The sequence below is a fragment of the Symbiopectobacterium purcellii genome (assembly GCF_052050035.1).
Lineage (GTDB): Bacteria > Pseudomonadota > Gammaproteobacteria > Enterobacterales > Enterobacteriaceae > Symbiopectobacterium > Symbiopectobacterium purcellii_A.
Genome location: NZ_CP189882.1, coordinates 58863 through 82426 on the forward strand (window position 1 = coordinate 58863; position 23564 = coordinate 82426).

General features: G+C 50.3%; 25 protein-coding genes and 6 pseudogenes. 14 read left to right on the plus strand and 17 right to left on the minus strand.

The window, feature by feature from the left end:
- Positions 1 to 30 precede the first annotated feature (30 nt).
- Positions 31 to 228 (minus strand): annotated as a pseudogene (locus tag ACQGXV_RS01640) (transposase); the annotation flags it as partial.
- Positions 229 to 689: 461 nt separating this feature from the next.
- On the opposite strand from ACQGXV_RS01640, the gene ACQGXV_RS01645 reads away from it, so the two are divergent.
- From ACQGXV_RS01645 to ACQGXV_RS01665, 5 genes and pseudogenes are all read left to right on the plus strand, one after another.
- A complete protein-coding gene (locus ACQGXV_RS01645) occupies positions 690 to 1985 on the plus strand; it encodes an HAAAP family serine/threonine permease (RefSeq protein ID WP_440867821.1) in 1296 nt (431 codons plus the stop codon).
- Positions 1986 to 2219: 234 nt separating this feature from the next.
- A pseudogene (locus ACQGXV_RS01650) lies at positions 2220 to 2839 on the plus strand (serine dehydratase beta chain); the annotation flags it as partial.
- Between the two features lie 35 nt (positions 2840 to 2874).
- Positions 2875 to 3240 (plus strand): IS630 transposase-related protein, encoded by a 366-nt coding sequence (locus ACQGXV_RS01655; RefSeq protein ID WP_440862584.1) that lies wholly within the window; start codon positions 2875 to 2877, stop codon positions 3238 to 3240.
- Positions 3164 to 3697, plus strand: coding sequence for an IS630 family transposase (locus tag ACQGXV_RS01660; protein WP_440867822.1), 534 nt, complete (start codon positions 3164 to 3166; stop codon positions 3695 to 3697). The genes ACQGXV_RS01655 and ACQGXV_RS01660 overlap by 77 nt, the downstream gene beginning before the upstream one ends.
- Before the next feature lie 21 nt (positions 3698 to 3718).
- Positions 3719 to 4336: pseudogene (locus tag ACQGXV_RS01665) on the plus strand (L-serine ammonia-lyase, iron-sulfur-dependent, subunit alpha); the annotation flags it as partial.
- A gap of 601 nt (positions 4337 to 4937) precedes the next feature.
- Here the strand turns inward: ACQGXV_RS01665 and ACQGXV_RS01670 are convergent.
- Positions 4938 to 5378, minus strand: coding sequence for a helix-turn-helix domain-containing protein (locus tag ACQGXV_RS01670; protein WP_440864708.1), 441 nt, complete (start codon positions 5376 to 5378; stop codon positions 4938 to 4940).
- A 399-nt stretch (positions 5379 to 5777) separates the two neighbouring features.
- Positions 5778 to 6488: pseudogene (pstB, locus tag ACQGXV_RS01675) on the minus strand (phosphate ABC transporter ATP-binding protein PstB); the annotation flags it as partial.
- Positions 6489 to 6586: 98 nt separating this feature from the next.
- On the opposite strand from pstB, the gene ACQGXV_RS01680 reads away from it, so the two are divergent.
- Entirely contained in the window at positions 6587 to 7561 is a 975-nt protein-coding gene (locus tag ACQGXV_RS01680; RefSeq protein WP_440862690.1) for an IS30 family transposase, read from the plus strand.
- A 4-nt stretch (positions 7562 to 7565) separates the two neighbouring features.
- Here the strand turns inward: ACQGXV_RS01680 and ACQGXV_RS01685 are convergent, their stop codons facing one another.
- The 4 genes from ACQGXV_RS01685 to ACQGXV_RS01700 form a co-directional block, all read right to left on the minus strand.
- Entirely contained in the window at positions 7566 to 8120 is a 555-nt protein-coding gene (locus ACQGXV_RS01685) for an IS630 family transposase (protein WP_440867823.1), read from the minus strand.
- Complete coding sequence (locus tag ACQGXV_RS01690; protein ID WP_440862584.1) at positions 8044 to 8409, minus strand: IS630 transposase-related protein; 366 nt, start codon at positions 8407 to 8409, stop codon at positions 8044 to 8046. The genes ACQGXV_RS01685 and ACQGXV_RS01690 overlap by 77 nt, the downstream gene beginning before the upstream one ends.
- A 325-nt stretch (positions 8410 to 8734) precedes the next feature.
- On the minus strand, positions 8735 to 9748 hold the full coding sequence (locus tag ACQGXV_RS01695) for a hypothetical protein (RefSeq protein WP_440864709.1): 1014 nt from the start codon (positions 9746 to 9748) through the stop codon (positions 8735 to 8737).
- Positions 9745 to 10839 carry an ABC transporter permease subunit gene (locus ACQGXV_RS01700; protein WP_440864710.1) on the minus strand — a complete coding sequence of 365 codons (1095 nt, stop codon included), beginning with the start codon at positions 10837 to 10839 and terminating at the stop codon, positions 9745 to 9747. The genes ACQGXV_RS01695 and ACQGXV_RS01700 overlap by 4 nt, the downstream gene beginning before the upstream one ends.
- Here ACQGXV_RS01700 and ACQGXV_RS01705 point away from each other — a divergent pair.
- Positions 10838 to 10966 carry a hypothetical protein gene (locus ACQGXV_RS01705; protein WP_440864711.1) on the plus strand — a complete coding sequence of 43 codons (129 nt, stop codon included), beginning with the start codon at positions 10838 to 10840 and terminating at the stop codon, positions 10964 to 10966. The genes ACQGXV_RS01700 and ACQGXV_RS01705 overlap by 2 nt on opposite strands.
- On the opposite strand, the gene ACQGXV_RS01710 is transcribed toward ACQGXV_RS01705, so the two are convergent.
- Positions 10961 to 11827: a hypothetical protein gene (locus tag ACQGXV_RS01710; protein ID WP_440864712.1), complete on the minus strand. Its 867-nt coding sequence runs from the start codon at positions 11825 to 11827 to the stop codon at positions 10961 to 10963. The genes ACQGXV_RS01705 and ACQGXV_RS01710 overlap by 6 nt on opposite strands.
- A gap of 15 nt (positions 11828 to 11842) precedes the next feature.
- Positions 11843 to 12022 (minus strand): hypothetical protein, encoded by a 180-nt coding sequence (locus ACQGXV_RS01715; protein ID WP_440864713.1) that lies wholly within the window; start codon positions 12020 to 12022, stop codon positions 11843 to 11845.
- 437 nt (positions 12023 to 12459) lie between these two features.
- On the opposite strand from ACQGXV_RS01715, the gene ACQGXV_RS01720 reads away from it, so the two are divergent.
- The 3 genes from ACQGXV_RS01720 to ppx all read left to right on the plus strand — a co-directional run bounded on the left by ACQGXV_RS01720 (position 12460) and on the right by ppx (position 17081).
- The gene (locus ACQGXV_RS01720; RefSeq protein ID WP_440863224.1) at positions 12460 to 13383 is read left to right on the plus strand and encodes an IS5 family transposase; all 924 of its coding nucleotides are present in this window, start codon (positions 12460 to 12462) and stop codon (positions 13381 to 13383) included.
- A gap of 92 nt (positions 13384 to 13475) precedes the next feature.
- The gene (gene ppk1 / locus ACQGXV_RS01725) at positions 13476 to 15539 is read left to right on the plus strand and encodes a polyphosphate kinase 1 (RefSeq protein ID WP_440864714.1); all 2064 of its coding nucleotides are present in this window, start codon (positions 13476 to 13478) and stop codon (positions 15537 to 15539) included.
- A gap of 9 nt (positions 15540 to 15548) precedes the next feature.
- Positions 15549 to 17081: an exopolyphosphatase gene (ppx, locus tag ACQGXV_RS01730; RefSeq protein ID WP_440864715.1), complete on the plus strand. Its 1533-nt coding sequence runs from the start codon at positions 15549 to 15551 to the stop codon at positions 17079 to 17081.
- A gap of 42 nt (positions 17082 to 17123) precedes the next feature.
- Here the strand turns inward: ppx and ACQGXV_RS01735 are convergent.
- Both ACQGXV_RS01735 and ACQGXV_RS01740 read right to left on the minus strand, forming a co-directional pair.
- A pseudogene (locus ACQGXV_RS01735) lies at positions 17124 to 17846 on the minus strand (methyl-accepting chemotaxis protein).
- A gap of 73 nt (positions 17847 to 17919) precedes the next feature.
- Positions 17920 to 18117: pseudogene (locus tag ACQGXV_RS01740) on the minus strand (transposase); the annotation flags it as partial.
- 35 nt (positions 18118 to 18152) lie between these two features.
- Between ACQGXV_RS01740 and ACQGXV_RS01745 the strand changes: the two are divergent.
- Genes ACQGXV_RS01745 through ACQGXV_RS01755 form a run of 3 tightly spaced genes read left to right on the plus strand, consistent with a single transcriptional unit; the run spans position 18153 to position 19069 of the window.
- Positions 18153 to 18401, plus strand: coding sequence for an IS630 transposase-related protein (locus ACQGXV_RS01745; RefSeq protein ID WP_440864716.1), 249 nt, complete (start codon positions 18153 to 18155; stop codon positions 18399 to 18401).
- Complete coding sequence (locus ACQGXV_RS01750) at positions 18364 to 18612, plus strand: IS630 transposase-related protein (RefSeq protein ID WP_440864717.1); 249 nt, start codon at positions 18364 to 18366, stop codon at positions 18610 to 18612. The genes ACQGXV_RS01745 and ACQGXV_RS01750 overlap by 38 nt, the downstream gene beginning before the upstream one ends.
- Positions 18536 to 19069 (plus strand): IS630 family transposase, encoded by a 534-nt coding sequence (locus ACQGXV_RS01755; protein ID WP_440862665.1) that lies wholly within the window; start codon positions 18536 to 18538, stop codon positions 19067 to 19069. Before ACQGXV_RS01750 ends, ACQGXV_RS01755 begins: the two co-directional genes overlap by 77 nt.
- 6 nt (positions 19070 to 19075) lie before the next feature.
- Here the strand turns inward: ACQGXV_RS01755 and ACQGXV_RS01760 are convergent, their stop codons facing one another.
- The 5 genes from ACQGXV_RS01760 to ACQGXV_RS01780 all read right to left on the minus strand — a co-directional run bounded on the left by ACQGXV_RS01760 (position 19076) and on the right by ACQGXV_RS01780 (position 21643).
- Positions 19076 to 19858 (minus strand): IS30 family transposase, encoded by a 783-nt coding sequence (locus ACQGXV_RS01760; RefSeq protein ID WP_440864718.1) that lies wholly within the window; start codon positions 19856 to 19858, stop codon positions 19076 to 19078.
- Entirely contained in the window at positions 19819 to 20352 is a 534-nt protein-coding gene (locus tag ACQGXV_RS01765) for an IS630 family transposase (RefSeq protein ID WP_440862665.1), read from the minus strand. The genes ACQGXV_RS01760 and ACQGXV_RS01765 overlap by 40 nt, the downstream gene beginning before the upstream one ends.
- Entirely contained in the window at positions 20276 to 20641 is a 366-nt protein-coding gene (locus ACQGXV_RS01770; protein WP_440862584.1) for an IS630 transposase-related protein, read from the minus strand. Before ACQGXV_RS01770 ends, ACQGXV_RS01765 begins: the two co-directional genes overlap by 77 nt.
- A gap of 146 nt (positions 20642 to 20787) precedes the next feature.
- Positions 20788 to 21393 carry a nitrate- and nitrite sensing domain-containing protein gene (locus tag ACQGXV_RS01775; protein WP_440864719.1) on the minus strand — a complete coding sequence of 202 codons (606 nt, stop codon included), beginning with the start codon at positions 21391 to 21393 and terminating at the stop codon, positions 20788 to 20790.
- An 82-nt stretch (positions 21394 to 21475) separates the two neighbouring features.
- Positions 21476 to 21643: a nitrate- and nitrite sensing domain-containing protein gene (locus tag ACQGXV_RS01780; RefSeq protein ID WP_440864720.1), complete on the minus strand. Its 168-nt coding sequence runs from the start codon at positions 21641 to 21643 to the stop codon at positions 21476 to 21478.
- Positions 21644 to 21737: 94 nt separating this feature from the next.
- On the opposite strand from ACQGXV_RS01780, the gene ACQGXV_RS01785 reads away from it, so the two are divergent.
- Positions 21738 to 22637, plus strand: a complete 900-nt coding sequence (locus tag ACQGXV_RS01785) for a transposase family protein (protein WP_440864721.1) — start codon at positions 21738 to 21740, stop codon at positions 22635 to 22637.
- Positions 22638 to 22674: 37 nt separating this feature from the next.
- On the opposite strand, the gene ACQGXV_RS01790 is transcribed toward ACQGXV_RS01785, so the two are convergent.
- A complete protein-coding gene (locus ACQGXV_RS01790; protein ID WP_440864722.1) occupies positions 22675 to 23169 on the minus strand; it encodes a nitrate- and nitrite sensing domain-containing protein in 495 nt (164 codons plus the stop codon).
- Positions 23170 to 23564 lie beyond the last annotated feature (395 nt).

Sequence of the window (23564 nt, forward strand, 5' to 3'; positions counted from 1 at the left end):
AATGTAATCAAAATTAAGTCGTTTAGCTATAAACACGCGCTTTATCATCAAAACCGTGGTAACAGCCATATCGGTGTAGTAAAGCGGCCGACCACGACCTTCAGGCGAAGAACTGTCAGTCCATGCAGCGATGGCCGACTCATCAAGCCAGACCGTCAGGGAGCCGCGTTGTCTGAGTGCTTTGTTGTAGGTGGGCCAGTTGGTGATTTTAAACTTTTGCTTTGCCATGGGGAGCTGCTATCGGGAGCGATGATAGTGCTTTGATCCGGCGATCCCCTGAAAGTTCGATTTATTCAACAAAGCCTACAAGGGGCAGAAAATCACTGGGCTATCGTTCCCCCAATGAGGTATTTTTAACGCACTTACTGGTGGCATAAGCCTCTACCGTTTTGTTGCATTTCGAGTGGGAATGGGGCAGAGACCTTATAAATAAATAACGTAAAGTATCATCATTGATATTTTATTTATGGTCGAATTTTGATAAAATTAAAACACGTCAATTCATTTCTGTGATCATCTCAATATTATTCGCTGACCGCCTCAATATAGAATGCCGCCACAATCAGTATTGACTCTCTAACATGCGATTGCGTTATAAAAACGCGTCGATGTTTATTATTTATACAACATTGGTGCCATTACCAATATTGACACGATTTGCAAACTGTTTTCACCAAGGAGAACCAATTATGAGCACAATCCAACAAAGCAGTGCGATCGTCGCACCCGCATCTGGTTGGCGTAAAAGCGACACTGTCTGGATGCTCGGGCTTTACGGGACAGCCATTGGCGCAGGCGTGCTGTTTCTGCCGATCAATGCCGGTATTGGTGGATTAATTCCATTGATAATTATGGCAATTATTGCTTTCCCGATGACATATTACTCACACCGCGCACTGTGTCGATTTGTTTTATCCGGTAAAAAAGGGGGTGAAGATATTACTGAAGTGGTTGAAGAACATTTCGGTGTCGGTGCAGGGAAATTAATCACACTGCTCTACTTTTTTGCTATTTACCCTATCCTGTTAGTTTATAGCGTAGCGATAACCAATACGGTAGACAGTTTTATCACACACCAACTCCATTTACCGTCTCCGCCGCGCGCCGTGTTGTCTTTGGTATTAATTCTGGGCCTGATGTTTATCGTTCGCTTTGGCGAAGCCATGATTGTAAAAGCCATGAGCATTCTGGTTTATCCTTTTGTCATGGTATTGATGCTGCTGGCATTTTATTTAGTTCCGCATTGGAATTTAGCGGTTTTTGATAATATTTCTTTCACCAGCAGCGTAACCGGCAATGGACTATTGTCTACCCTGTGGTTAGCGATCCCGGTAATGGTATTCTCCTTTAACCATTCCCCCATCATCTCCTCTTTTGCCGTTGCCAAGCGTAAAGAGTATGGTGACGATGCTGAGCCAAAATGCTCCCGCATCCTCTCCTACAGCCATATCATGATGTTACTGACCGTGGTGTTCTTCGTGTTCAGTTGTGTACTGAGCCTGTCCCCTGCGGAACTGATGGAAGCCAAAACGCAAAACATTTCCATTTTGTCTTACCTGGCAAACCACTTCAATAACCCGGTCATGGCCTATCTGGCACCGGTTATCGCCACCATCGCTATCTCCAAATCATTCCTTGGCCACTACCTGGGTGCGGGAGAAGGCTTTAACGGGATGATAATCAAATCGCTGCGCAGTCGCGGAAAAACCATCGGGCACGCTAAACTGAACCGCATCACGGCGCTGTTTATGCTGGTGACCACCTGGATTGTCGCCACGCTCAACCCCAGCATTCTGGGCATGATTGAAACACTGGGCGGTCCGGTTATCGCCTGCTTGCTGTTCCTGATGCCGATGTACGCCATTCAGAAAGTCCCGGCAATGAAGCAATACAGCGGACAGCTAAGCAACGTATTCGTTACCGTGATGGGCCTGATCGCTATCACCGCCATCGTCTATAGCCTGCGTTATAGCCAACCGACTTAAAAATGATTACAGCCGATGCCCTGATATGTGGCAAAGAAGCATAGCTGGCTGTTATCAAAATAATGTCGCTTAGCTATAATCCACACTGAAGCGGCACTAGGCCGCTTCCCTGTTCCCCCTCACTACTGTCAGGAGACGGTCGGCATCGGTTGCCAGCCGCCTCTCGGCATACCTGATGCCGAAATCTGTTGGCACTCTTTTGGTGTTGCCAGCATCTTGTTCGAGGAAATCGCCATGGTCAGCGTATTCGAGATTTTTAAAATTGGTATTGGACAGTCGAGTTCGCATACCGTCGGGCCGATGAAAGCAGGTGACTATGAGGTGAACTTTCCGCTGGAAACCGCGCTGCGTTTTCAGGCGGAAAATCTGCCGCTGCACGAAAACGGCATGACAATCCGCGCCTACCAGCAGCAAACCTTGCTGCACAGCAAAACCTATTACTCTATCGGCGGCGGCTTTGTTGTCGATCAGGAGCATTTTGGCAAGGCACTGGTGACAGAAGAGACCGCGCCCTACCCGTTCTATTCCGCGCAAAAACTGCTGCAACACTGCCACGATCACTGCCTGTCGCTGTCGGCAATTGTGATGAGAAATGAGATTGCCCTGCACGAGCGTGAGCTATCGAGCACTACTTTGCCGACGTGTGGCAAACCATGCAAAACGCCATCCATCGCGGCATGAACACCGAAGGTATTCTGCCCGGCCCGCTGCGCGTTCCGCGCCGCGCCTCGGCATTGCACCGTTTGCTGTTTATCAACGATCGCTTCTCTAAAGATCCGATGGATGCCATGGACTGGGTAAACATGTTCGCCATGGCGGTCTCGGAAGAAAACGCGGCTGGTGGTCGCGTGGTATAGCTAAACGACTTAATTTTGATTACATTATTTAAATGAGCTATTCAATTGATTTTAGACGTAAAGTGATATCTACACGGAAAAACGAAGGGTTGAGTATCCGAGAAACAGCGAAGCAATTTCGGATTGGCCCTGCCTCTGTATCGCGTTGGATTAATCAAATAGAGTCAAAAGCATCGACCACGCGTCAGCGAAAGATCGATAAATCCGAGTTGATAAAAGATGTTGAACAATATCCAGATGCTTACCAAAAAGAACGTGCAGAGCGTTTTGGCGTTTGTCAGAAGGCCATTTGGCAAGCGCTTAAAAAGCTGGGATTGACCTATAAAAAAAACTCTACGTCATCCGAAAGCCGACGAAAACGCCCGGCAGGGATTTCAACAAAAAAAACAACAGTATAAAAAAGAAGGTAAACCTATTGTTTTTATTGATGAAAGTGGTTTTTCACACGATGCCCCACGGACTCACGCCTATTCCCCAAAAGGTCAACGGTGTTTTGGCCTGAAGAACTGGGGAGCTAGGGGAAGAACAAATGTTATCGGCGCTTTATTAGGCACAACGCTGTTTGCTATCGGATTATTTGATATCAATATTAACAGCGATGTTTTCTATGCCTGGGTCACACAAGTCCTTATCCCAGTACTCCCTAAAAACAGTGTAATCATGATGGACAATGCCACTTTTCACAAAAAACATAATATTCAACAAGTCATCATCGATGCAGGGTATATGGTGGAGTATTTGCCTACATATTCGCCAGATCTTAACCCAATTGAGCATAAATGGGCACAAGCAAAAAGCAAAAAAAGAGAGATGGGTTGCGATACAGAGAGTTTGTTCTCAGTCCATATGGTGTAATCAAAATTAAGTCGCTTGGCTATAACGGCGCCGACCAACGGCGCATGCGGCATTATTCCCGCCGTACTGGCCTACTATAGCCAACCGACTTAAAAATGATTACATCCTATGCCCTGATATGCGGCAAAGAAGCATAGTTGGCTGTTATCAAAATAATGTCGCTTGGCTATACAACCAGTTTGTTCAACCGGTGACGCAGGAATCCTATCTGCGCTATTTTCTGGCGGCAGGCGCTATTGGCGTACTGTATAAAATGAACGCCTCCATCTCTGGGGCGGAAGTCGGCTGCCAGGGCGAAGTGGGGGTTGCCTGCTCCATGTCGGCAGCCGGGCTGGCGGAACTGCTGGGGGCTAATCCTGAGCATGTGTGCATCGCGGCGGAAATCGATATGGAACACAATCTGGGGTTAACCTGCTATCCGGTGGCCGGTCAGGTACAGGTGCCTTGTATCGAGCGCAATGCTATCGCCTCGGTCAAGGCCATCAACGCGGCACGCATGGCGATGCGCCGCACCAGCGAACCGCGCGTCTCACTGGATAAGGTGATCGAAACCATGTACGAAACCGGGAAAACATGAACGCCAAATACCGCGAAACCTCACGCGGCGGGCTGGCAATCAAAGTGGTGCTGTGCGAATAACGCGGGATCTTTTTATCCACCTCGACTCATAAGACATCCTCGGCGAAAGCCGGGGATCCTTGACAGGCGGTTCGCCTGCAAGGGACCGAGGCCTATGCACTGAGGCCCCCAAAAAAAAACAGCCTAAAGCGGAATGGTTCTACTGCTTTGAATTTATAACGCGTACAAAATTGCGCTGAGGGGAACGAGACCACAGGGTGAGCGGCAGGACGCCGCGAAAGTCAGCGCCGCGTCGGACAAAAATGCCAGGAGCATTTTTGAACGCTGTTGACAGCGATCCCGAAGGGGCGAGTCTCAGGGATGAGACGAGTATTCCGCGTCGCTGGCGGCCCGTCAGTGGGCTCGGGCCCCGAAGGCACCGCAAAGCGGCGTTATTTCCCGCTAAAAAGCCAGGGGCCGCGGGGTGATGGCGTTTTAACACCCCGTGTCGGGCGCGTGCGATGTGCGGTGCAAATAACGGCGTGGGTTAACGCGCACGAAACATTCGCTGCACCAACAAAAAGACTGAGCCTAGATTTGTGAGGATCCCTCAGCACCTTTACGGAAATGACTCGAAAATACGCGAGTAACCGGATAAATGCCGAAGTGACAAGCTACCGCATCAGGACTTTTTCTCGTTCTCCGGGCGCGACCAGATAATGTTGTTATTTGCCGCAGAGATATACCAATCCACCGTGATGTTCGCGACCGGTTTCACCGCGGCGGGTGCGCTGTGGGTTTGCGGCGGGAATGCCGAGGCTTTCTTGCGAATACGCATCGGCGTGCGCTGTTTTTCTCCGCTGATTTGCGCATGGAAAGCAGTAACATCCGCATCAAACAACACGCCTTCCAGCTGATGCGGGCGGTTTAAACCGCGCAGAATGCACAACAGGCTGCTTAGGGTTATCGATTCCCCCAACTCCGCGCGTTTGATGGTAGCGATGCCCAACCCGGCGCGTTCGGCCAAATCGACCTGCGACAGCCGCTGCTGAATGCGTGCTTCTTTGATTCTCCGGCAAAGTTCAACAACAATGTCGCCTTCACTCATACTGCTGAATTTCATGTTACAGCTTTACCTGCGCCCGATTAAATTCCGCACATTTTATCATCACTTATTCATATGGCACGGAGAATCGTACAAAAGACAGGTTTTTTTACGATTTTTTCTGCTGCACCATAAACCAAAGCGTCCGGTAATGTAATCTTCCGTTTTACGCTGAAGGGGAGAGGTAAACAGCGTATCGGTATGATCGTATTCAATCAGTTTGCCCTGGGCTTTGTTGAATAATTTAACCGTTTGATTTACATCTTCTTTAGTTAGAATGCATTTACAGAGAATGTATTTTGTTAGAACGACAAATCAAATAGTTAGCACAATAAAAAGCATTCCGAGAGGAAAAATTAGTCGTTGAAATTTTATAATGCTTATATAAATCAGTATCTTAAATTATTCAACAAAGCCTTTGCCCTGATGAATAAAGGCGGTGTAATCCGATACCCGCGCCGCTTGCTGCATGTTGTGTGTCACCAGCACTAACGTGAAGCGCTGTTTTAAGGCGCCCATCAGCTCTTCAATCACAAGGGTAGAGATAGGATCCAGCGCGGAGGTCGGTTCATCAAGCAGTAACACTTCGGGTTCAATCGCAATGGCCCGGGCAATCACCAGGCGCTGTTGCTGTCCGCTGGAAAGCGTCAGGGCGTTATCGCCCAGCCGGTCTTTCACTTCATGCCACAAAGCCGCAGCGCGCAGCGCGTTCTCTACCGTTTCGTCCAGTAAGCGTCGATCGCGGATACCTTGCAGGCGCAGGCCGTACGCCACGTTGTCATAGATGGATTTAGGAAACGGATTGGGGCGCTGGAATACCATAACCACCCGCCGCCGCAGCGCCGAGACATCCCACTGGGCATCGCTGACGGAAACGCCGCGCATTCGGATATCGCCCTCAATACGGCAGTTTTCCACCAAATCGTTCATGCGATTAAAGCAGCGCAGCAGCGTCGATTTACCGCAACCAGATGGGCCAATCAGCGCCGTCACCTGATGCTGTGGAATGCGCAGAGAGATATCGTTCAGTGCCTGTTTTTCGCCGTAATAGAGGCTGAGATGGTCCACCTCCAGCGCCGTTTGCTCATCGGTCAGTTGGCTGATATCCAGCAGCGGTGATACAGGCAGGGGATTCGTGCCCCATTCCCACTCGAAACGCAACAAAGTGACCCACTGGCCAGAGTCGGATAAAATCACCGTTCTGGCCCTACTGGAGATCCCGTTGCATGCAGGGAAAACATCTGACTCACAAAGAACGGTTCTACATCGAAAAGCGGCGTGGTGATGGGGTTAACCAGGCCACCATCGCCCGGGAGCTGGAGCTTCCTCGTTCTACCATCAGCAGGGAACTCAGACGCAATACCGACGCCGCTTTCAACGGGGTCTATTCCTGCAGAAGGGCCGAAACGTTGGCCAGAGGGCGGCGGCAGAAAACACGGCCGGACAGCGTGATTAACCAGCTTGAACCGCACATTCAGGACTTTATCAGAACGGCGCTGTCTACCCACACCTCACCTGAGGTCATCAGTGGGCGCCTGGTCCTGGAATTTGGCCTGTCCGTCAGCAAGAACTCGCTCTATCGCTATATCCAGCAGGAGCGCCGGGCCGGCGGTGAGCTGTATCAGCAGCTCCCTCATCGGGGTAAACGGTATAACTATCAGACCGATGAGAACAAACGCGGTCCTATTCCCAACCGTGTTGGCATTGAGCAGCGGCCGGCCGTTGCTGACCTCAAGCAGGAACCCGGGCATTTCGAGATTGACACCATCTTTGGCAAAGATCAGAAATCATTCCTGCTGACGGTGGTCGATAAAGCCGTCAAGCTGGTCATCATTCGCAAACTGCCCAACAAGCGAGCAGAGACAGTGGTAGCGGCCTTCAGGGACATCGTTGCCAATACCTTCTGCGAGTTTAAAACCCTGACTGCTGACAACGGTTCTGAATTTTCCCAGCACGGGGAAATTACAAAAGTCACGGGGGCACCGGTCTACTTTGCCCGGCCATATCATTCCTGGGAACGCGGGTTGAATGAGCATACCAACGGGCTGATACGGCGTTTTTACCCGAAGGGAACGGACTTCAATTATGTCACCCATCGCAAGGTTGCAGCACTCGAACACCTGCTCAATACGCGAGGCAGAAAATCGCTGGGTTATCGTTCTCCAAATGAGGTATTTTTAACGCACTTACAGGCGGCATAATGCCCTACCGTTTTGTTGCGTTTCGACTGGGAATGGGGCCTGAGAACAAACTCTCTGTATCGCAACCCATCTCTCTTTTTTTGCTTTTTGCTTGTGCCCATTTATGCTCAATTGGGTTAAGATCTGGCGAATATGTAGGCAAATACTCCACCATATACCCTGCATCGATGATGACTTGTTGAATATCATGTTTTTTGTGAAAAGTGGCATTGTCCATCATGATTACACTGTTTTTAGGGAGTACTGGGATAAGGACTTGTGTGACCCAGGCATAGAAAACATCGCTGTTAATATTGATATCAAATAATCCGATAGCAAACAGCGTTGTGCCTAATAAAGCGCCGATAACATTTGTTCTTCCCCTAGCTCCCCAGTTCTTCAGGCCAAAACACCGTTGACCTTTTGGGGAATAGCCGTGAGTCCGTGGGGCATCGTGTGAAAAACCACTTTCATAAATAAAAACAATAGGTTTACCTTCTTTTTCATACTGTTGTTTTTTTTGTTGAAATCCCTGCCGGGCGTTTTCGTCGGCTTTCGGATGACGTAGAGTTTTTTTTATAGGTCAATCCCAGCTTTTTAAGCGCTTGCCAAATGGCCTTCTGACAAACGCCAAAACGCTCTGCACGTTCTTTTTGGTAAGCATCTGGATATTGTTCAACATCTTTTATCAACTCGGATTTATCGATCTTTCGCTGACGCGTGGTCGATGCTTTTGACTCTATTTGATTAATCCAACGCGATACAGAGGCAGGGCCAATCCGAAATTGCTTCGCTGTTTCTCGGATACTCAACCCTTCGTTTTTCCGTGTAGATATCACTTTACGTCTAAAATCAATTGAATAGCTCATTTAAATAATGTAATCAAAATTAAGTCGTTTAGCTATACCTTCTTACTCATTAGCGCCGGTCTTTGGAATTTCCATGGCTTTGTTGAATAATTTAACCGTTTGATTTACATCTTCTTTAGTTAGAATGCATTTACAGAGAATGTATTTTGTTAGAACGACAAATCAAATAGTTAGCACAATAAAAAGCATTCCGAGAGGAAAAATTAGTCGTTGAAATTTTATAATGCTTATATAAATCAGTATCTTAAATTATTCAACAAAGCCAATTTCCATCTCAGAACAGCGTAAAATTTACTTCAATCACCGAAACACCCTTATTTCACTATTAAGCAACACGCTTATTGAGATAGATGGCAGCGATCACCCCTAACGGCATCACAACAATCGACATCAGGATAACCATCAGCACGGTACCAAAAATGGCTGGGAACAGATGACCGTTGGCATTGTCCGGCGCATCATGGGTGAGCAGGTATGCCATTTCATGTCCCCAGTGCCGCACTTTATCCCATCTGTTCATGCTATTGGGAAACCAGGCGCCTTCAATCTCCTTAAGTGGAATGCGGTACAGCGTGCCTTCGGCATCGCGCAGCAGGACCTGATTACGGTCGATTTCCTGATTGAGCGTCACCAGTTGCCCGGATAGCGTATCAAACCGACGCTGCAACTCACCGCGTTCAGCCTGAAACCGCGCCAGCGTCTGAGTATCCAACGCCTCGGTGCGCTGCTTTTGTTTCTCCTCCAACCGCAGCGCCTCAACCCGTTGGTTGATTTTGCGCATGTCGACCAGCCGGATGAGCTGCGTTTTATTCACAAAACCCTGTACCAGTTGGATACGGCGCTGCAACGTCGCCGGCAGATCTTCGGCCAGCAACGGTTGACCATCTTCCAACATCCCGGCCAGAAAACCGTAGGCAACCCCGTTGTGTGCGCGCTTAAGCACAATCACATCGGCGGGCAGCGATCGCGCGGTGATCCCCGAAGAAAGCAGCGTCTGAAAACTTTGCCCGTAACGCTCACGCATCCCGACTTTAACCAGATAGCGTGACACCACGTCATCACCAGCGGCGGCTGATGCGGAAGGTACGGTCAGCGTTTGATGGGCATACCTTTCGCCCAGCAGCGCGCGCGGTGTTCCCGCCACCTGCTCGGTTAGCGTGAACTGCCACACTGGTTGCGGCCACAAATAGCGCCCCCCCTGCCAGGCCAACATCACCGCCACAGCCAGCATCGCCAACAGGCTGACACCAATGGCGGCACCGGTTAACCATACCCAGGGCGTGCCGCTGCGAAACCATCTGCGCGTTTGCCCTTCATGGACGGTCGATTGAGATGTCATGCGTGATCCCCCTCATCCCGGTAACGTCGGCGTAGCCGCTGACGCAGAGTTTCGGCCAAGGTGTTGACCACAAAGGTAAAGATAAACAACACCAGCGCGGTGATGAACAGCACGCGATAATGCCCGCTGCCCATCACGGCCTCCGGCATTTCGATAGCGATATTGGCCGCCAGCGATCGCAACCCTTGCAGCAGCCCCTCATCGACAATCGGCGTATTGCCCGTTGCCATCAACACAATCATGGTTTCGCCGACGGCGCGGCCAAAACTCAGCATCAATGCGGCAAAAATACCGGCACTGGCTGAAGGTAGCACCACATGCCACAAGGTCTGCCACGGTGTCGCCCCCAGCGCCAAAGAGCCTTGACTCAGCCGCGTGGGTACATTGAACAAGGCATCTTCCGCCAATGAGAAAATCAGCGGGATCAGCGCAAAACCCAGCGCAATCCCCGCCACCAGCGCATTACGCTGCACAAAATTGCCGTCCATCCACTGGAACAGCGGCTGTCCGAACAGACTCACTTCCAGCGCCGGGGCAAGCCAGCACACCCCAAGCACGATCAGCAACAGTACCGGCATCAACATCAGCACCTCGCGCCCCTGCATCCAGCGCGCCGTCAGCGCCCCCACGCCCAATACACCCAGAGTACAGAGCAGCGGCAAGGCCAGAATGGCGGAAAGGTAGGTTTCAACGTGCGGCGCGAGCCAGAGTGCCGCAATCAACCCCACCACCACGGTCGGGAGCGAGCCCATAACTTCCAGCGTTGGCTTCACCCAACGGCGTAAACCCGGCGTCATAAAACAGGCGGTATACACTGCCGCAGCCAGCGCCAGCGGCGTAGCAAACAACATGGCGTACAGCGCCGCCTTCAGCGAGCCAGCCAACAGCGGCACCAGGCTGAACTTGGCCTGATAGCTGTCGTCCGCTGCCGTTGACTGCCAGATAAAGTCAGGCTGGGGGTAGTTCTCATACCAGATGCGATGCCACAGGCCGCGCCAGCCGATATCGGGGTAAGGATTATCGACACGATAGGCATACCATTGCGTTGGCGTCTCAAGCAGTAGCGCTTTACCGTGCGCCGAAAACACCATGCGTTGTGCCTGTGCAGCAACCTGCTGCGTTATAGCCAACCGACTTAAAAATGATTACATCCTATGCCCTGATATGCGGCAAAGAATCATAGCTGGCTGTTATCAAAATAATGTCGTTTGGCTATAACACGGCGGCAGACTGCTTGCTGGCAAACAATGAAAGCTCACCCTGCGGCGTCAGGGTGGCAAATACCCGACGCGAGGCTTCCGGCACCAGTTGCATGCCTTGCGTTTCGCGCTGCGGGAAATCTCGAATCTCAGTCAGGCGCAGGCCATCCGCGCCAGGCACATCAAACCACTGAAATATTTTGCCACCCTCGCTATACACCAGCAGCGAATAGCCGCCAGACAGCAGCGCCAGCCGCCACGGCCCGGCAGTGGGCAGCGTCGCGGTACCAGAAAGTGTCACCGTATCACCACGGATACGCCACGTAGTCAGTTGGTTACCGCTTAAGCTGTAGACAACATCGCCACGGGGCGTCAGCACCAGGGCGTCAACCGGCGTATCGCCGAGTGCCACACTGGCGGCGAGTTGCACGCCGTCAGCGGAAATGCGGCCCATGGTCAAACGGTTATCCTGCGTCACCCACACGGCGGCTACGTCTACTACCGTGGCGGCAGCGTTATCGGCCATCGGCGGTGCGGTTTCGCGCAGCGCCAGCGCCAGATGGCGAAGCGGTGTGCCATCCGTCGTCAACGGCAGGGGCATCTTGCCAAATGGATAACGCCAGGCTGGCTGAGCATTACCGGCAAGTGGAATAAAGGGGGCGACAATCGTGATGTGGCTAGTGGCAGAAAGCAGCGCGTAATGCGGCCGCCCTTCCCCGAAGGCAACGGCATGCGTAATGGGCGTGACGCTCAGTGCGGTGCGCGGCAGAGATTGCACGCCAGCAAACACCATAAACTCGCCAAAACCCTGTTGATCAATGCGATACCCTAAGGAACCGTCATCGCTGATCCCGATCTCAGCGGACGATTCCGATGCCACGCGCGGCGACGCGGCTTACTGTGTCACCGAGGGGGAAACAAACAGCGGTGCAACCACGTACAGCAGATAGAAAAAAATCAGCACCAGCGCCATCATCACCAGCAGGCCACTGCCTACTACGATGTGCTGCGTTATGCGATCCAGACGCCGCCGTCGGGCATCCTGATAGGCAAATCTGCTGTCTGTTTCTGCCATTATCCCTACACCGCCCGTCAGGTTCTTTTAGTGAATGGCGAACAAAAAGCCCTGCGTCGCCCATCCCGCACGATGGAGATTACCTCAAGCACCGCGGCGGATTGCTTTTCTCATCCCCATGATGAAATCGGGGTAGCATATGTTGCCTTTACGCTCATAATATGACAATGGTAAGACGTTCTGTAAGAACGATTTTAATGCGCCTCCCCACCGGGCGCGACATTCAGGTCATTTTGTGAACGAAATAACCGTAATGCTTTAGCAATGCAACGGCGCCGCATAAAAAATGGTTTGCAAAGAACAAGATAGCGCCACGCCGTCATAAATCCGCCATCATTGGCGTGTAGAGAGTGGGTGCACCGGCTTTGTTGAATAAATCGAACTTTCAGGGGATCGCCGGATCAAAGCACTATCATCGCTCCCGATAGCAGCTCCCCATGGCAAAGCAAAAGTTTAAAATCACCAACTGGCCCACCTACAACAAAGCACTCAGACAACGCGGCTCCCTGACGGTCTGGCTTGATGAGTCGGCCATCGCTGCATGGACTGACAGTGCTTCGCCTGAAGGTCGTGGTCGGCCGCTTTACTACACCGATATGGCTGTTACCACGGTTTTGATGATAAAGCGCGTGTTTAACCTGTCGCTCCGGGCATTACAGGGCTTTGTCGACTCGGTTTTTACACTGATGAGCCTGCCACTGCGCTGCCCGGACTACTCTCTGGTCAGTCGGCGGGCAAAAACCGTCAGTATCAGCATAAAAACGCCAACGCGTGGTGAAATCTCGCATCTGGTCATCGACAGTACCGGTCTGAAGGTCTTTGGCGAAGGTGAATGGAAAGTCAGGCAGCATGGGGCTGACAGACGAAGAGTGTGGCGCAAGCTTCATCTGGCAGCAGACAGTGCGACGCATGAGATTATCTGTGCCGACTTATCGCTCAGCGGAACGACAGATGCGCAGGCACTGCCGGGCCTGATTAACCAAACCCACCGAAAAATCAGGGAAGTGTCAGCAGACGGTGCTTATGACGCCCGTTACTGCCACGATGCGTTGCTAAGAAAGAAAATCAGGCCCCTTATCCCGCCGCGAAGCGGAGCCAAATACTGGCCGGACAAGTACCATGAACGTAACCATGCGGTGGCGAATCAGCGTCTGAGCGGGAGTAATGATATGTGGAAAAAGAAAGTGGGTTATCACCGGCGTTCAGTGGCAGAAACAGCGATGTTCCGCATAAAAACTTTGCTGGGTGGCCATCTGAGCCTGCGTGACTATGAGGCTCAAGTAGGTGAAGCCATAGCGATGGTCAAAGCGCTGAACCGTATGACGTTGTTGGGTATGCCACACAGCGTCAGGATAGGATAACAGGTGTAGCAGAGGGAGTCATCCTGTCGGCTAATTCTGATTTATTCAACAAAGCCGGGTGCACCGTCAGTAAACGATTTAACGGAGTCACAATGAGTCAGGACAAACTCTTTATCGAGAAAGAACTAAGTTGGTTATCCTTCAACGAACGCGTGTTGCAAGAGGCAGCGGATCAGAGTAATCCGTTGATTGAGCGCATGCGCTTTTTAGGCATCTACTCCAACAACCTCGATGAATTTTACAAAGTGCGCTTCGCCGATCTTAAAAGACGGATTCTGATCAACGAGGAACAAGGCTCCGCCGGTGGTTTACGCCATTTGCTGGGTAAAATTCAGGCACGCGTTCTGAAAACCGATCAGGTGTTTGATAACCTGTATAATGAACTGCTGTTGGAAATGGCGCGCAATCACATTTTTCTGGTGAATGAGCGTCAGGTCTCCCCGCTCCAGCAGGAGTGGCTGCGCGACTATTTCCGCCAGAACCTGCGTAAGCACATCACGCCGATTCTTATTCTACCAGAAACCGATCTGGTGGAGTTTTTAAAAGATGATTACACCTATCTGGCGGTAGAGATTATTCGCGGCAATGAGATCCGCTATGCGCTGCTGGAGATCCCGTCCGACAAGGTGCCGCGTTTCATTAACCTGCCATCAGAATCATCGCGCAGAAAAAAAACCATGATTTTGCTGGATAACATTCTGCGCTACTGCCTGGATGATATCTTCAGAGGTTTCTTTGACTACGACGCGCTCAACGCCTATTCCATGAAAATGACGCGTGATGCGGAGTACGATCTGGTCACGGAAATGGAATCCAGCCTGCTGGAATTGATGTCTTCCAGCCTGAAACAGCGTCTGACTGCCGAGCCAGTGCGCTTCGTCTATCAGCGTGACATGCCGGATGCGATGGTGGATATGCTGATGCAAAAATTGGGGATCTCATCCTACGATTCCATCATTCCCGGCGGACGTTACCACAACTTTAAAGACTTTATCAGTTTCCCCAACGTGGGCCGCCCGAACCTGGAAAACAAAGCGCTGCCACGACTGCGCCATACCCGTTTTAGCCATTTCCGTAACGGGTTTGATGCCATTCGTGAGCGCGATGTGTTGCTTTACTACCCCTATCACACCTTCGAGCACGTGCTGGAACTGCTGCGTCAGGCCTCGTTCGACCCCAGCGTACTGTCGATCAAAATCAATATTTACCGCGTGGCAAAAGATTCGCGCATCATTAATGCGATGATTCACGCGGCGCATAACGGTAAAAAAGTGACCGTGGTGGTGGAATTGCAGGCGCGCTTTGATGAAGAGGCTAATATCCAGTGGGCCAAGCGTCTGACGGAAGCCGGTGTACACGTGATTTTCTCGGTGCCAGGGCTGAAAATTCACGCCAAGCTGTTCCTGATTTCCCGCCGTGAAGGGGAAAACATCGTGCGTTACTCCCACATCGGTACTGGCAACTTTAACGAAAAAACCGCCCGGCTTTATACCGATTACTCATTGCTGACCGCCGATGAACGTATCACCAATGAAGTGCGCAGCGTGTTCAACTTTATTGAGAACCCTTACCGCCCGGTCAGCTTCGAGTATTTACTGGTGTCGCCGCAGAACTCACGCGCCCGCTTGCACAAACTGATCGATCACGAAATCACCCACGCGCAAACCAACCTTCCTGCGGTGATTACCCTCAAGGTCAACAATCTGGTCGATAAAGATCTGGCCGAAAAACTGTATGAAGCCTCCGCCGCAGGGGTGAAGATCAACCTGCTGGTGCGCGGTATGTGTTCGCTGATCCCCTCGCTGCACGGCATCAGTGACAATATTCAAGTCATTAGCATTTTAGATCGCTATCTTGAGCACGATCGGGTGTATGTGTTCGATAATGGAGGAGACAGCAAGGTGTATATCTCTTCTGCGGACTGGATGACACGTAATATCGATTATCGTATCGAGGTGGCAGCAGAAATCCTCGACCCGGCGCTGAAAAAGCAGATATTGGACACATTGGATTTGCTGTTCAGCGATACGGTTAAAGCACGTATTATTGATAAAGAGCTGAGTAATCGCTATGTTGCACGCGGCAACCGGCGTAAAGTCCGCGCGCAGACGGCCATTTACGAGTACCTCAAGGCCCTTGAGCAACCCGACGAATAGGCAAGAAAAATGCCCCTGATACAAACCGATACCGATAAAGAAACACCGCAGGAATTCGCCGCGGTTGACCTTGGCTCTAACAGTTTCCATATGGTGGTTGCCCGTGTGGCCAACGGTGCATTGCAAGTGTTAAGCCGCCTAAAACAGCGGGTGCACCTGGCTGATGGCCTTGACAGCAACAACATGCTGAGCGAAGAGGCGATGGAGCGCGGCTTAAGCTGTCTGGCGCTGTTTGCTGAGCGACTGCAAGGCTTTTCCCCTGACAATGTTTCCATCGTGGGCACCCATGCGTTACGTGAAGCTGCCAACGCGCAGACCTTTTTGCGTCGCGCGGCCGACATCATTCCTTATCCCATCGAGATCATTTCCGGCCATGAAGAAGCGCGCCTGATATTTATGGGCGTGGAGCACACTCAGCCAGAGAAAGGGCGCAAGCTGGTGATCGACATCGGCGGCGGCTCCACCGAGTTGGTTATCGGGGAAAATTTTGAGCCAATACTGGTCGAAAGCCGCCGGATGGGCTGTGTCAGCTTTGCACAGCAATTTTTCCCGAACGGTGAAATAAGCGAACAGAATTTCCGGCGCGCCCGTCTGGCGGCGGTACAAAAGCTGGAAACGCTCTCCTGGGAATACCGCATTTATGGCTGGGACTATGCGCTGGGCGCATCCGGCACCATTAAATCCGCCCATGAAATTCTGGTAGAAATGGGGGAGAAAGACGGTCTGATCACCCTGGACCGGCTCAATATGCTACGCGATCAGATTTTGCAGTTTAAAACCTTCAAATCCCTGAGTTTGCCGGGCATGTCGGAAGACCGGCAATCCGTGTTGGTCCCCGGACTGGCGATTCTGTGCGGGGTTTTCGATGCACTGGCGATCAAATCGCTGCGCCTGTCGAACGGTGCCCTGCGCGAAGGGGTGCTGTATGAAATGGAAGGCCGTTTCCGCCATCAGGATATTCGTATCCGCACCGCGCTCAGTCTGGCCAGCCACTACAATATCGACAGGGAACAAGCGCGTCGGGTACGAGAAACCACCGAGCTGCTGTTTACCCAGTGGGCAGCGCAAAACCCGGCGTTGGTACATCCACAGTTAGAGGCGATCCTGAAATGGGCCGCCATGCTGCACGAAGTGGGCCTGAGCATCAACCATGCGGGCATGCAGCGCCATTCCGCCTATATTCTGCAAAATACCAACCTGCCCGGCTTTAATCAGGAGCAGCAGTTGATGCTGTCATTGATGGTGCGTTTGCAGCGCAAAGCCATCAATCTGGAAGAACTGCCGCGTTTTAACCTGTTCAAGAAAAAGCAGTATTTACCGATGGTGCAGATTATGCGACTGGCAAGTCTGCTCAATAATCAGCGTCAGGCAACTACCCCGCCAGATTCGCTGCGCTTGAGCACCGATGACAACCACTGGACGCTCACTTTTCCACAGGGCTATTTCGCGCAAAACGCCTTGGTACAGCTCGATCTGGAAGCAGAGCAGGCGTACTGGCTGGACGTGACTGGCTGGAAATTGCTGATAGAAGAAGCGAACTAACCCCTTGCGCTCCCTTTAGGAGCGCATGTTTTTTTCCCGACACTAGGCGTCTGCCAGCAGAAACGGCGTATTTTCAACAACCGGTTCGGAAGGTTCTACGCGAAAACGCCCGACCAACTCCGTCATGCCCGCCACTTGTCCATCCAGCATCTGGCTCGCCGTCGAAGCTTCAGCCACCAACGTGGCATTCTGCTGTGTGACCTGCTCCAACTGGCTCAATGCCACGTTGATCTGGGCGATCCCCAGCGATTGCTCACCCGCCGCGATGGCGATGTCCCCCACCAGCGCTTTTACTTTGCTGGTGCCATCGATAATCTCATTTAACCCGCGATGAGATTGTGATACCAGCGCACTGCCCTCCTCCACGCTGGAAAGGCTGTCAGCAATCAGTGCACGAATTTTATTGGCTTCATCAACGCTACGCTGCGACAGTTGGCGCACCTCGGTTGCCACCACCGCAAAGCCGCGCCCGCGCTATCCCGCGCGGGCCGCTTCCACCGCCGCATTGAGCGCCAGCAGGTTGGTTTGAAACGCGATGGCATCGATACCGGTGACAATCTCGGTCACCCGTTGGCTGGTTTGCTGGATCTTGCTCATGGCGTCGCGGGCAGACGAGGTAATATCACCAATGTTGCGCACCCGCTCATCAACCGTGGTGGTCAGTTCCCGCGCCTGGGCTGCGAAATCGGCGGTCTGCTGTACGGTGGCGGTGATTTGCTCCATGCTGCTGGCAGTTTCCACCAGCGACGCCACCTGCTGCTCCATGCGTTGCGCCAGATTGTGATTGCCGTAGGCAATCGCCCCATTCCCACTCGAAACGCAACAAAACGGTAGAGGCTTATGCCACCAGTAAGTGCGTTAAAAATACCTCATTGGGGGAACGATAGCCCAGCGATTTTCTGCCCCTTGTATTGAGTATGTGTTCGAGTTCGGCAATCTTACGATGACTGACCTGACTGAAGTCTGTTCCCTTTGGGTAAAAACGTCGTATCAGCCCGTTGGTGTGCTCATTCAAGCCCCTCTCCCAGGAATGATATAGCTAAACGACTTAATTTTGATTACATTATTTAAATGAGCTATTCAATTGATTTTAGACGTAAAGTGATATCTACACGGAAAAACGAAGGGTTGAGTATCCGAGAAACAGCGAAGCAATTTCGGATTGGCCCTGCCTCTGTATCGCGTTGGATTAATCAAATAGAGTCAAAAGCATCGACCACGCGTCAGCGAAAGATCGATATAGCTAAGCGACATTATTTTGATAACAGCCAGCTATGCTTCTTTGCCACATATCAGGGCATCGGCTGTAATCATTTTTAAGTCGGTTGGCTATAAATCCGAGTTGATAAAAGATGTTGAACAATATCCAGATGCTTACCAAAAAGAACGTGCAGAGCGTTTTGGCGTTTGTCAGAAGGCCATTTGGCAAGCGCTTAAAAAGCTGGGATTGACCTATAAAAAAAACTCTACGTCATCCGAAAGCCGACGAAAACGCCCGGCAGGGATTTCAACAAAAAAAACAACAGTATGAAAAAGAAGGTAAACCTATTGTTTTTATTGATGAAAGTGGTTTTTCACACGATGCCCCACGGACTCACGGCTATTCCCCAAAAGGTCAACGGTGTTTTGGCCTGAAGAACTGGGGAGCTAGGGGAAGAACAAATGTTATCGGCGCTTTATTAGGCACAACGCTGTTTGCTATCGGATTATTTGATATCAATATTAACAGCGATGTTTTCTATGCCTGGGTCACACAAGTCCTTATCCCAGTACTCCCTAAAAACAGTGTAATCATGATGGACAATGCCACTTTTCACAAAAAACATAATATTCAACAAGTCATCATCGATGCAGGGTATATGGTGGAGTATTTGCCTACATATTCGCCAGATCTTAACCCAATTGAGCATAAATGGGCACAAGCAAAAAGCAAAAAAAGAGAGATGGGTTGCGATACAGAGAGTTTGTTCTCAGTCCATATGGTGTAATCAAAATTAAGTCGCTTGGCTATAAGGATGGGCAAAGTAGACCTGCGCCCCTGTGATTTGAGTAATTTGCTCGTGCAGAGCGAATTCAGGGCCGTTATCAGCTGTTAGGGTCTTAAACTTGCAAAAGGTATTAGCTTCAATGTCCCTGAAAGCAGCAACCACAGTCTCCGCACGCTTATTAGGCAGTTTGCGAATGATGAAGGTTTTCAATGCTTTATCTACGATGGTTAACAAGAATGACTTCTGGTCTTTGCCAAAAATAGTGTCAGTTTCGAAGTGGCCAGGCTCCTGTTTAAGCTCGGCTTGAGCTGGGCGATACTCAATACCAACACGGTTGGGAATAGGGCCTGATTTGAGGTTTTCGGCATTGTACCTGTAACGTTTTCCCCGATGAGGAAGTTGCTGATATAGCTCCCCGCCAGCCTGTCTCTCCTGCAGGATATAGCGATATAGCGTATTCTTGCTGACAGATATACCGAATTCCAGGTGCAAACGGCCACTGATGATTTCAGGTGAAGAGTGAGTGGAAAGCGCCTGACTGATGAAGTTCTGAATGTGTGGCTCCAACGGGTAAAAAGCATTGTTTGGCAGAGGCTTATGACGGCGTTCCCGGACCAGAGTGTCCGCCCTTCTACAGCAGTAGACACCATTGAAAGTAGGGTCGGTATTGCGTCTGAGTTCCCTGCTGATGGTCGAGCGAGGCAGAGCAAGCTCTCTGGCGATGGTATAGCCAAGCGACTTAATTTTGATTACACCATATGGACTGAGAACAAACTCTCTGTATCGCAACCCATCTCTCTTTTTTTGCTTTTTGCTTGTGCCCATTTATGCTCAATTGGGTTAAGATCTGGCGAATATGTAGGCAAATACTCCACCATATACCCTGCATCGATGATGACTTGTTGAATATTATGTTTTTTGTGAAAAGTGGCATTGTCCATCATGATTACACTGTTTTTAGGGAGTACTGGGATAAGGACTTGTGTGACCCAGGCATAGAAAACATCGCTGTTAATATTGATATCAAATAATCCGATAGCAAACAGCGTTGTGCCTAATAAAGCGCCGATAACATTTGTTCTTCCCCTAGCTCCCCAGTTCTTCAGGCCAAAACACCGTTGACCTTTTGGGGAATAGCCGTGAGTCCGTGGGGCATCGTGTGAAAAACCACTTTCATCAATAAAAACAATAGGTTTACCTTCTTTTTCATACTGTTGTTTTTTTTGTTGAAATCCCTGCCGGGCGTTTTCGTCGGCTTTCGGATGACGTAGAGTTTTTTTTATAGGTCAATCCCAGCTTTTTAAGCGCTTGCCAAATGGCCTTCTGACAAACGCCAAAACGCTCTGCACGTTCTTTTTGGTAAGCATCTGGATATTGTTCAACATCTTTTATCAACTCGGATTTATCGATCTTTCGCTGACGCGTGGTCGATGCTTTTGACTCTATTTGATTAATCCAACGCGATACAGAGGCAGGGCCAATCCGAAATTGCTTCGCTGTTTCTCGGATACTCAACCCTTCGTTTTTCCGTGTAGATATCACTTTACGTCTAAAATCAATTGAATAGCTCATTTAAATAATGTAATCAAAATTAAGTCGTTTAGCTATAGCTTGGTTGACACCTTCACCACGCCGCTTTTCGATGTAGAACCGTTCTTTCTGAGTCAGAAGTTTTCCCTGCATGCAACAGGCTCTCCAGTATGGCCAGAACGGTGATTTTATCCGACTCTGGCAAGTGGGTCACTTTGTTGCGTTTCGAGTGGGAATGGGGCATTCTCATTGCTCGCCCGCCGAATGGTCGTGGCGCTGTTTTTGATTTTCGTCACCAGATTCGCGATGCTCTCCAGCGATTGGTTATAGGCACTGTTAAGCCGTGACAGTTCATCCGTTCCTGGCACCGATAGGCGCTGCGTCAAGTCGCCATCCATTTCGGCGATGGTGGTTAAGGTATCCTGCAACTGCCGATTGATGCTGCGCATGATCATCGCCGCCAGCGCCAACCCGATCGCCAGTAGCGTGCCGCTCAGGTAGATAATCCAAGCCCGCATTGCGCTCGCAGACAAACGCTGGACATCGCTCAACAGCGTTGTCACCGCCTGTTCTTCGATACGTTTAAGCTGTTCGATTTTCTGTGTTTGCAACGAAAACCATTGCGCACCATCGATATTCCATTCTCCTTGCGGTGCGCCAATCGCCCGTTGGCGCAGTGCCTGCGCGTCTTGCGCTTGGCTGGAACTTATCGCGCGGTCGAACGCCTCACGCAGCGATTTCGATGCCAGGGTTCTGAAGCTGGCAATATAGGCATCGCCGCGTACTATAGCCAACCGACTTAAAAATGATTACATCCTATGCCCTGATATGCGGCAAAGAAGCATAGCTGGCTGTTATCAAAATAATGTCGCTTGGCTATACCAATTGGTTTAGGCGAACAAACATCCACTCGCCAAAACGATTGGCAGAGAAAACGTTAGCCAACACAGCGCGCTCAATCCCCGCCTGCTCTTTGGCATTCAGCAGGCTGTAATACCCGGTAATTTGCTGGGTGATCCCTGCATCGCGCACCAAATGCGCCATCAGTTCAATAAACTAGTTGCTGAATAGAGACTTGCATTTTTTGTCAGGCTATTGAGAATAAAAAGAGGTTTAACTTAGAGAATAAAGGTTTGAAATGATCAACAAAGAGCGGTTGTTACGAGATAATCGTTTATGTAAAGCAATCATTGGATTATCAGTCGAAGAATTGAAAAATTTAGCCGCTGAATTTTCAGCTTGTTATTTGATTTATCGGAAAAAGAATCGAAAAGATCACGAGCGGCAGATGGGTGCAGGGCAGAAAGGATTTATCCCAACCCCATTAGATAAACTGCTTTTTATTTTATTGTATTTAAAATGTTATCCGACCTATGATTTGCAAGGACTTCTTTTTGGTTTAGATAGAACACGGGTATGTCGCTGGGTAAAAATATTATTGCCGGTTTTAGAGATGACCTTGGGGCGAGAATGTGTTTTGCCCGCTCGTCAAATTCGCTCTACTGAGGAATTTTTTCGCGCCTTTCCTGGAGTTAAAGACGTCTTTATTGATGGGACAGAGCGACCTGTCCAAAAGCCTAAGAATCTGCGTCGGCGAAAAAAAATGTATTCGGGAAAGAAAAGACAGACCACTCGAAAAGCGCTTATTATGACTGACGAAACAAGGCAAATTGGATTTATCCCCATGAGCAAAAATGGGCGCCGTCACGATAAACGCTTACTCGATAAAGTCGATATAATTCGCCATATTCCTCCCGAGGTAACCATCTGGGCAGATACCGGTTTTCAAGGTATAGATAAACAGCATCCTAATACACAAATCCCAAAAAAAGGAACTCGAAAAAGACCTTTATCGCCTGAACAAAAACAAGAAAATAAAATAATCTCGGGCATCCGTATTACAGTTGAACACGCCATCGCGGGTATCAAGCGCCTCGGTTGCATGACCCAAATTTTACGGAATCGTAGACCCTTTATTGATGATACCTTCTTACTCCTTAGCGCCGGTCTTTGGAATTTCCATCTCAGAACAGCGTAAAATTTACTTCAATCACCGAAACACCCTTATTTCACTATTAAGCAACACGCTTAATCCCTTCCAACAGCGCCGTCACTTTTTCGCTATAGGCACTCAGCGCAGTGTTTACTGGTATCGACATGCTGTTTACCTGACCTCTGAGCGACGCCAGTGTCGTGAGCGAATCGGCCACCTGCGAAAAGTTTTTAGCCACATCGCCGCCGAGCCAGGTGGTATCTATGTCGCGATAACGTTGCTGAAAAGCGGTAGCCGCTTTATCCGTTTCCTGGCGCTGCGTCTGCAACTCGGGGCCAAAGGCATTGCCCTGGCTGCCAAAATAACCGGCGCTCATCCCTCGCTCCCGTTGCAATTGATGCACCAACTCCCCGGCATCCCGCGCTAACTGGATCTGCTTTTCCATCCGGTTCATTTCACGTTCTGTCTGACGGCGTTCATTCATTCCCAATGCGCTGAGCCACAGCAATGCCAGCACCATGGGTAACAGCGCGAGGAGGAATTTATTACGTATCGAAATGCGGTGAAGTATCTGCATTGGAAGCCGCTCCGTATTCCATTTAAGGGCAGGTTTACTGTGTCAAACGACCCACATCACGCCCGCCCATCTGCGTCGATAATCTTAGTATCGGTATCAATGACCGGCGTTGCGCCGATTTATTATGTATGGCACAGAAACCCCAAATGTTCACCACGCCGCGCTCGGCGAAATCCATCAGGATCACAAAAGTAAGTCGAAGGATTGACCAACCTCATCAATTATGAATAAATAGAAACAGCGCATAAGCGCGGATACGAGAGTGATAATAATGGCTACCCTGATACACAAGCGACGAACCACCCTGGCAACCTTATCCCACAAGCGACGATCGTCCCGCGAGAGACGAAGCGATTCCCCTGATCAGTTTCTTTATCCTCGTAGGCCGTTTCGCT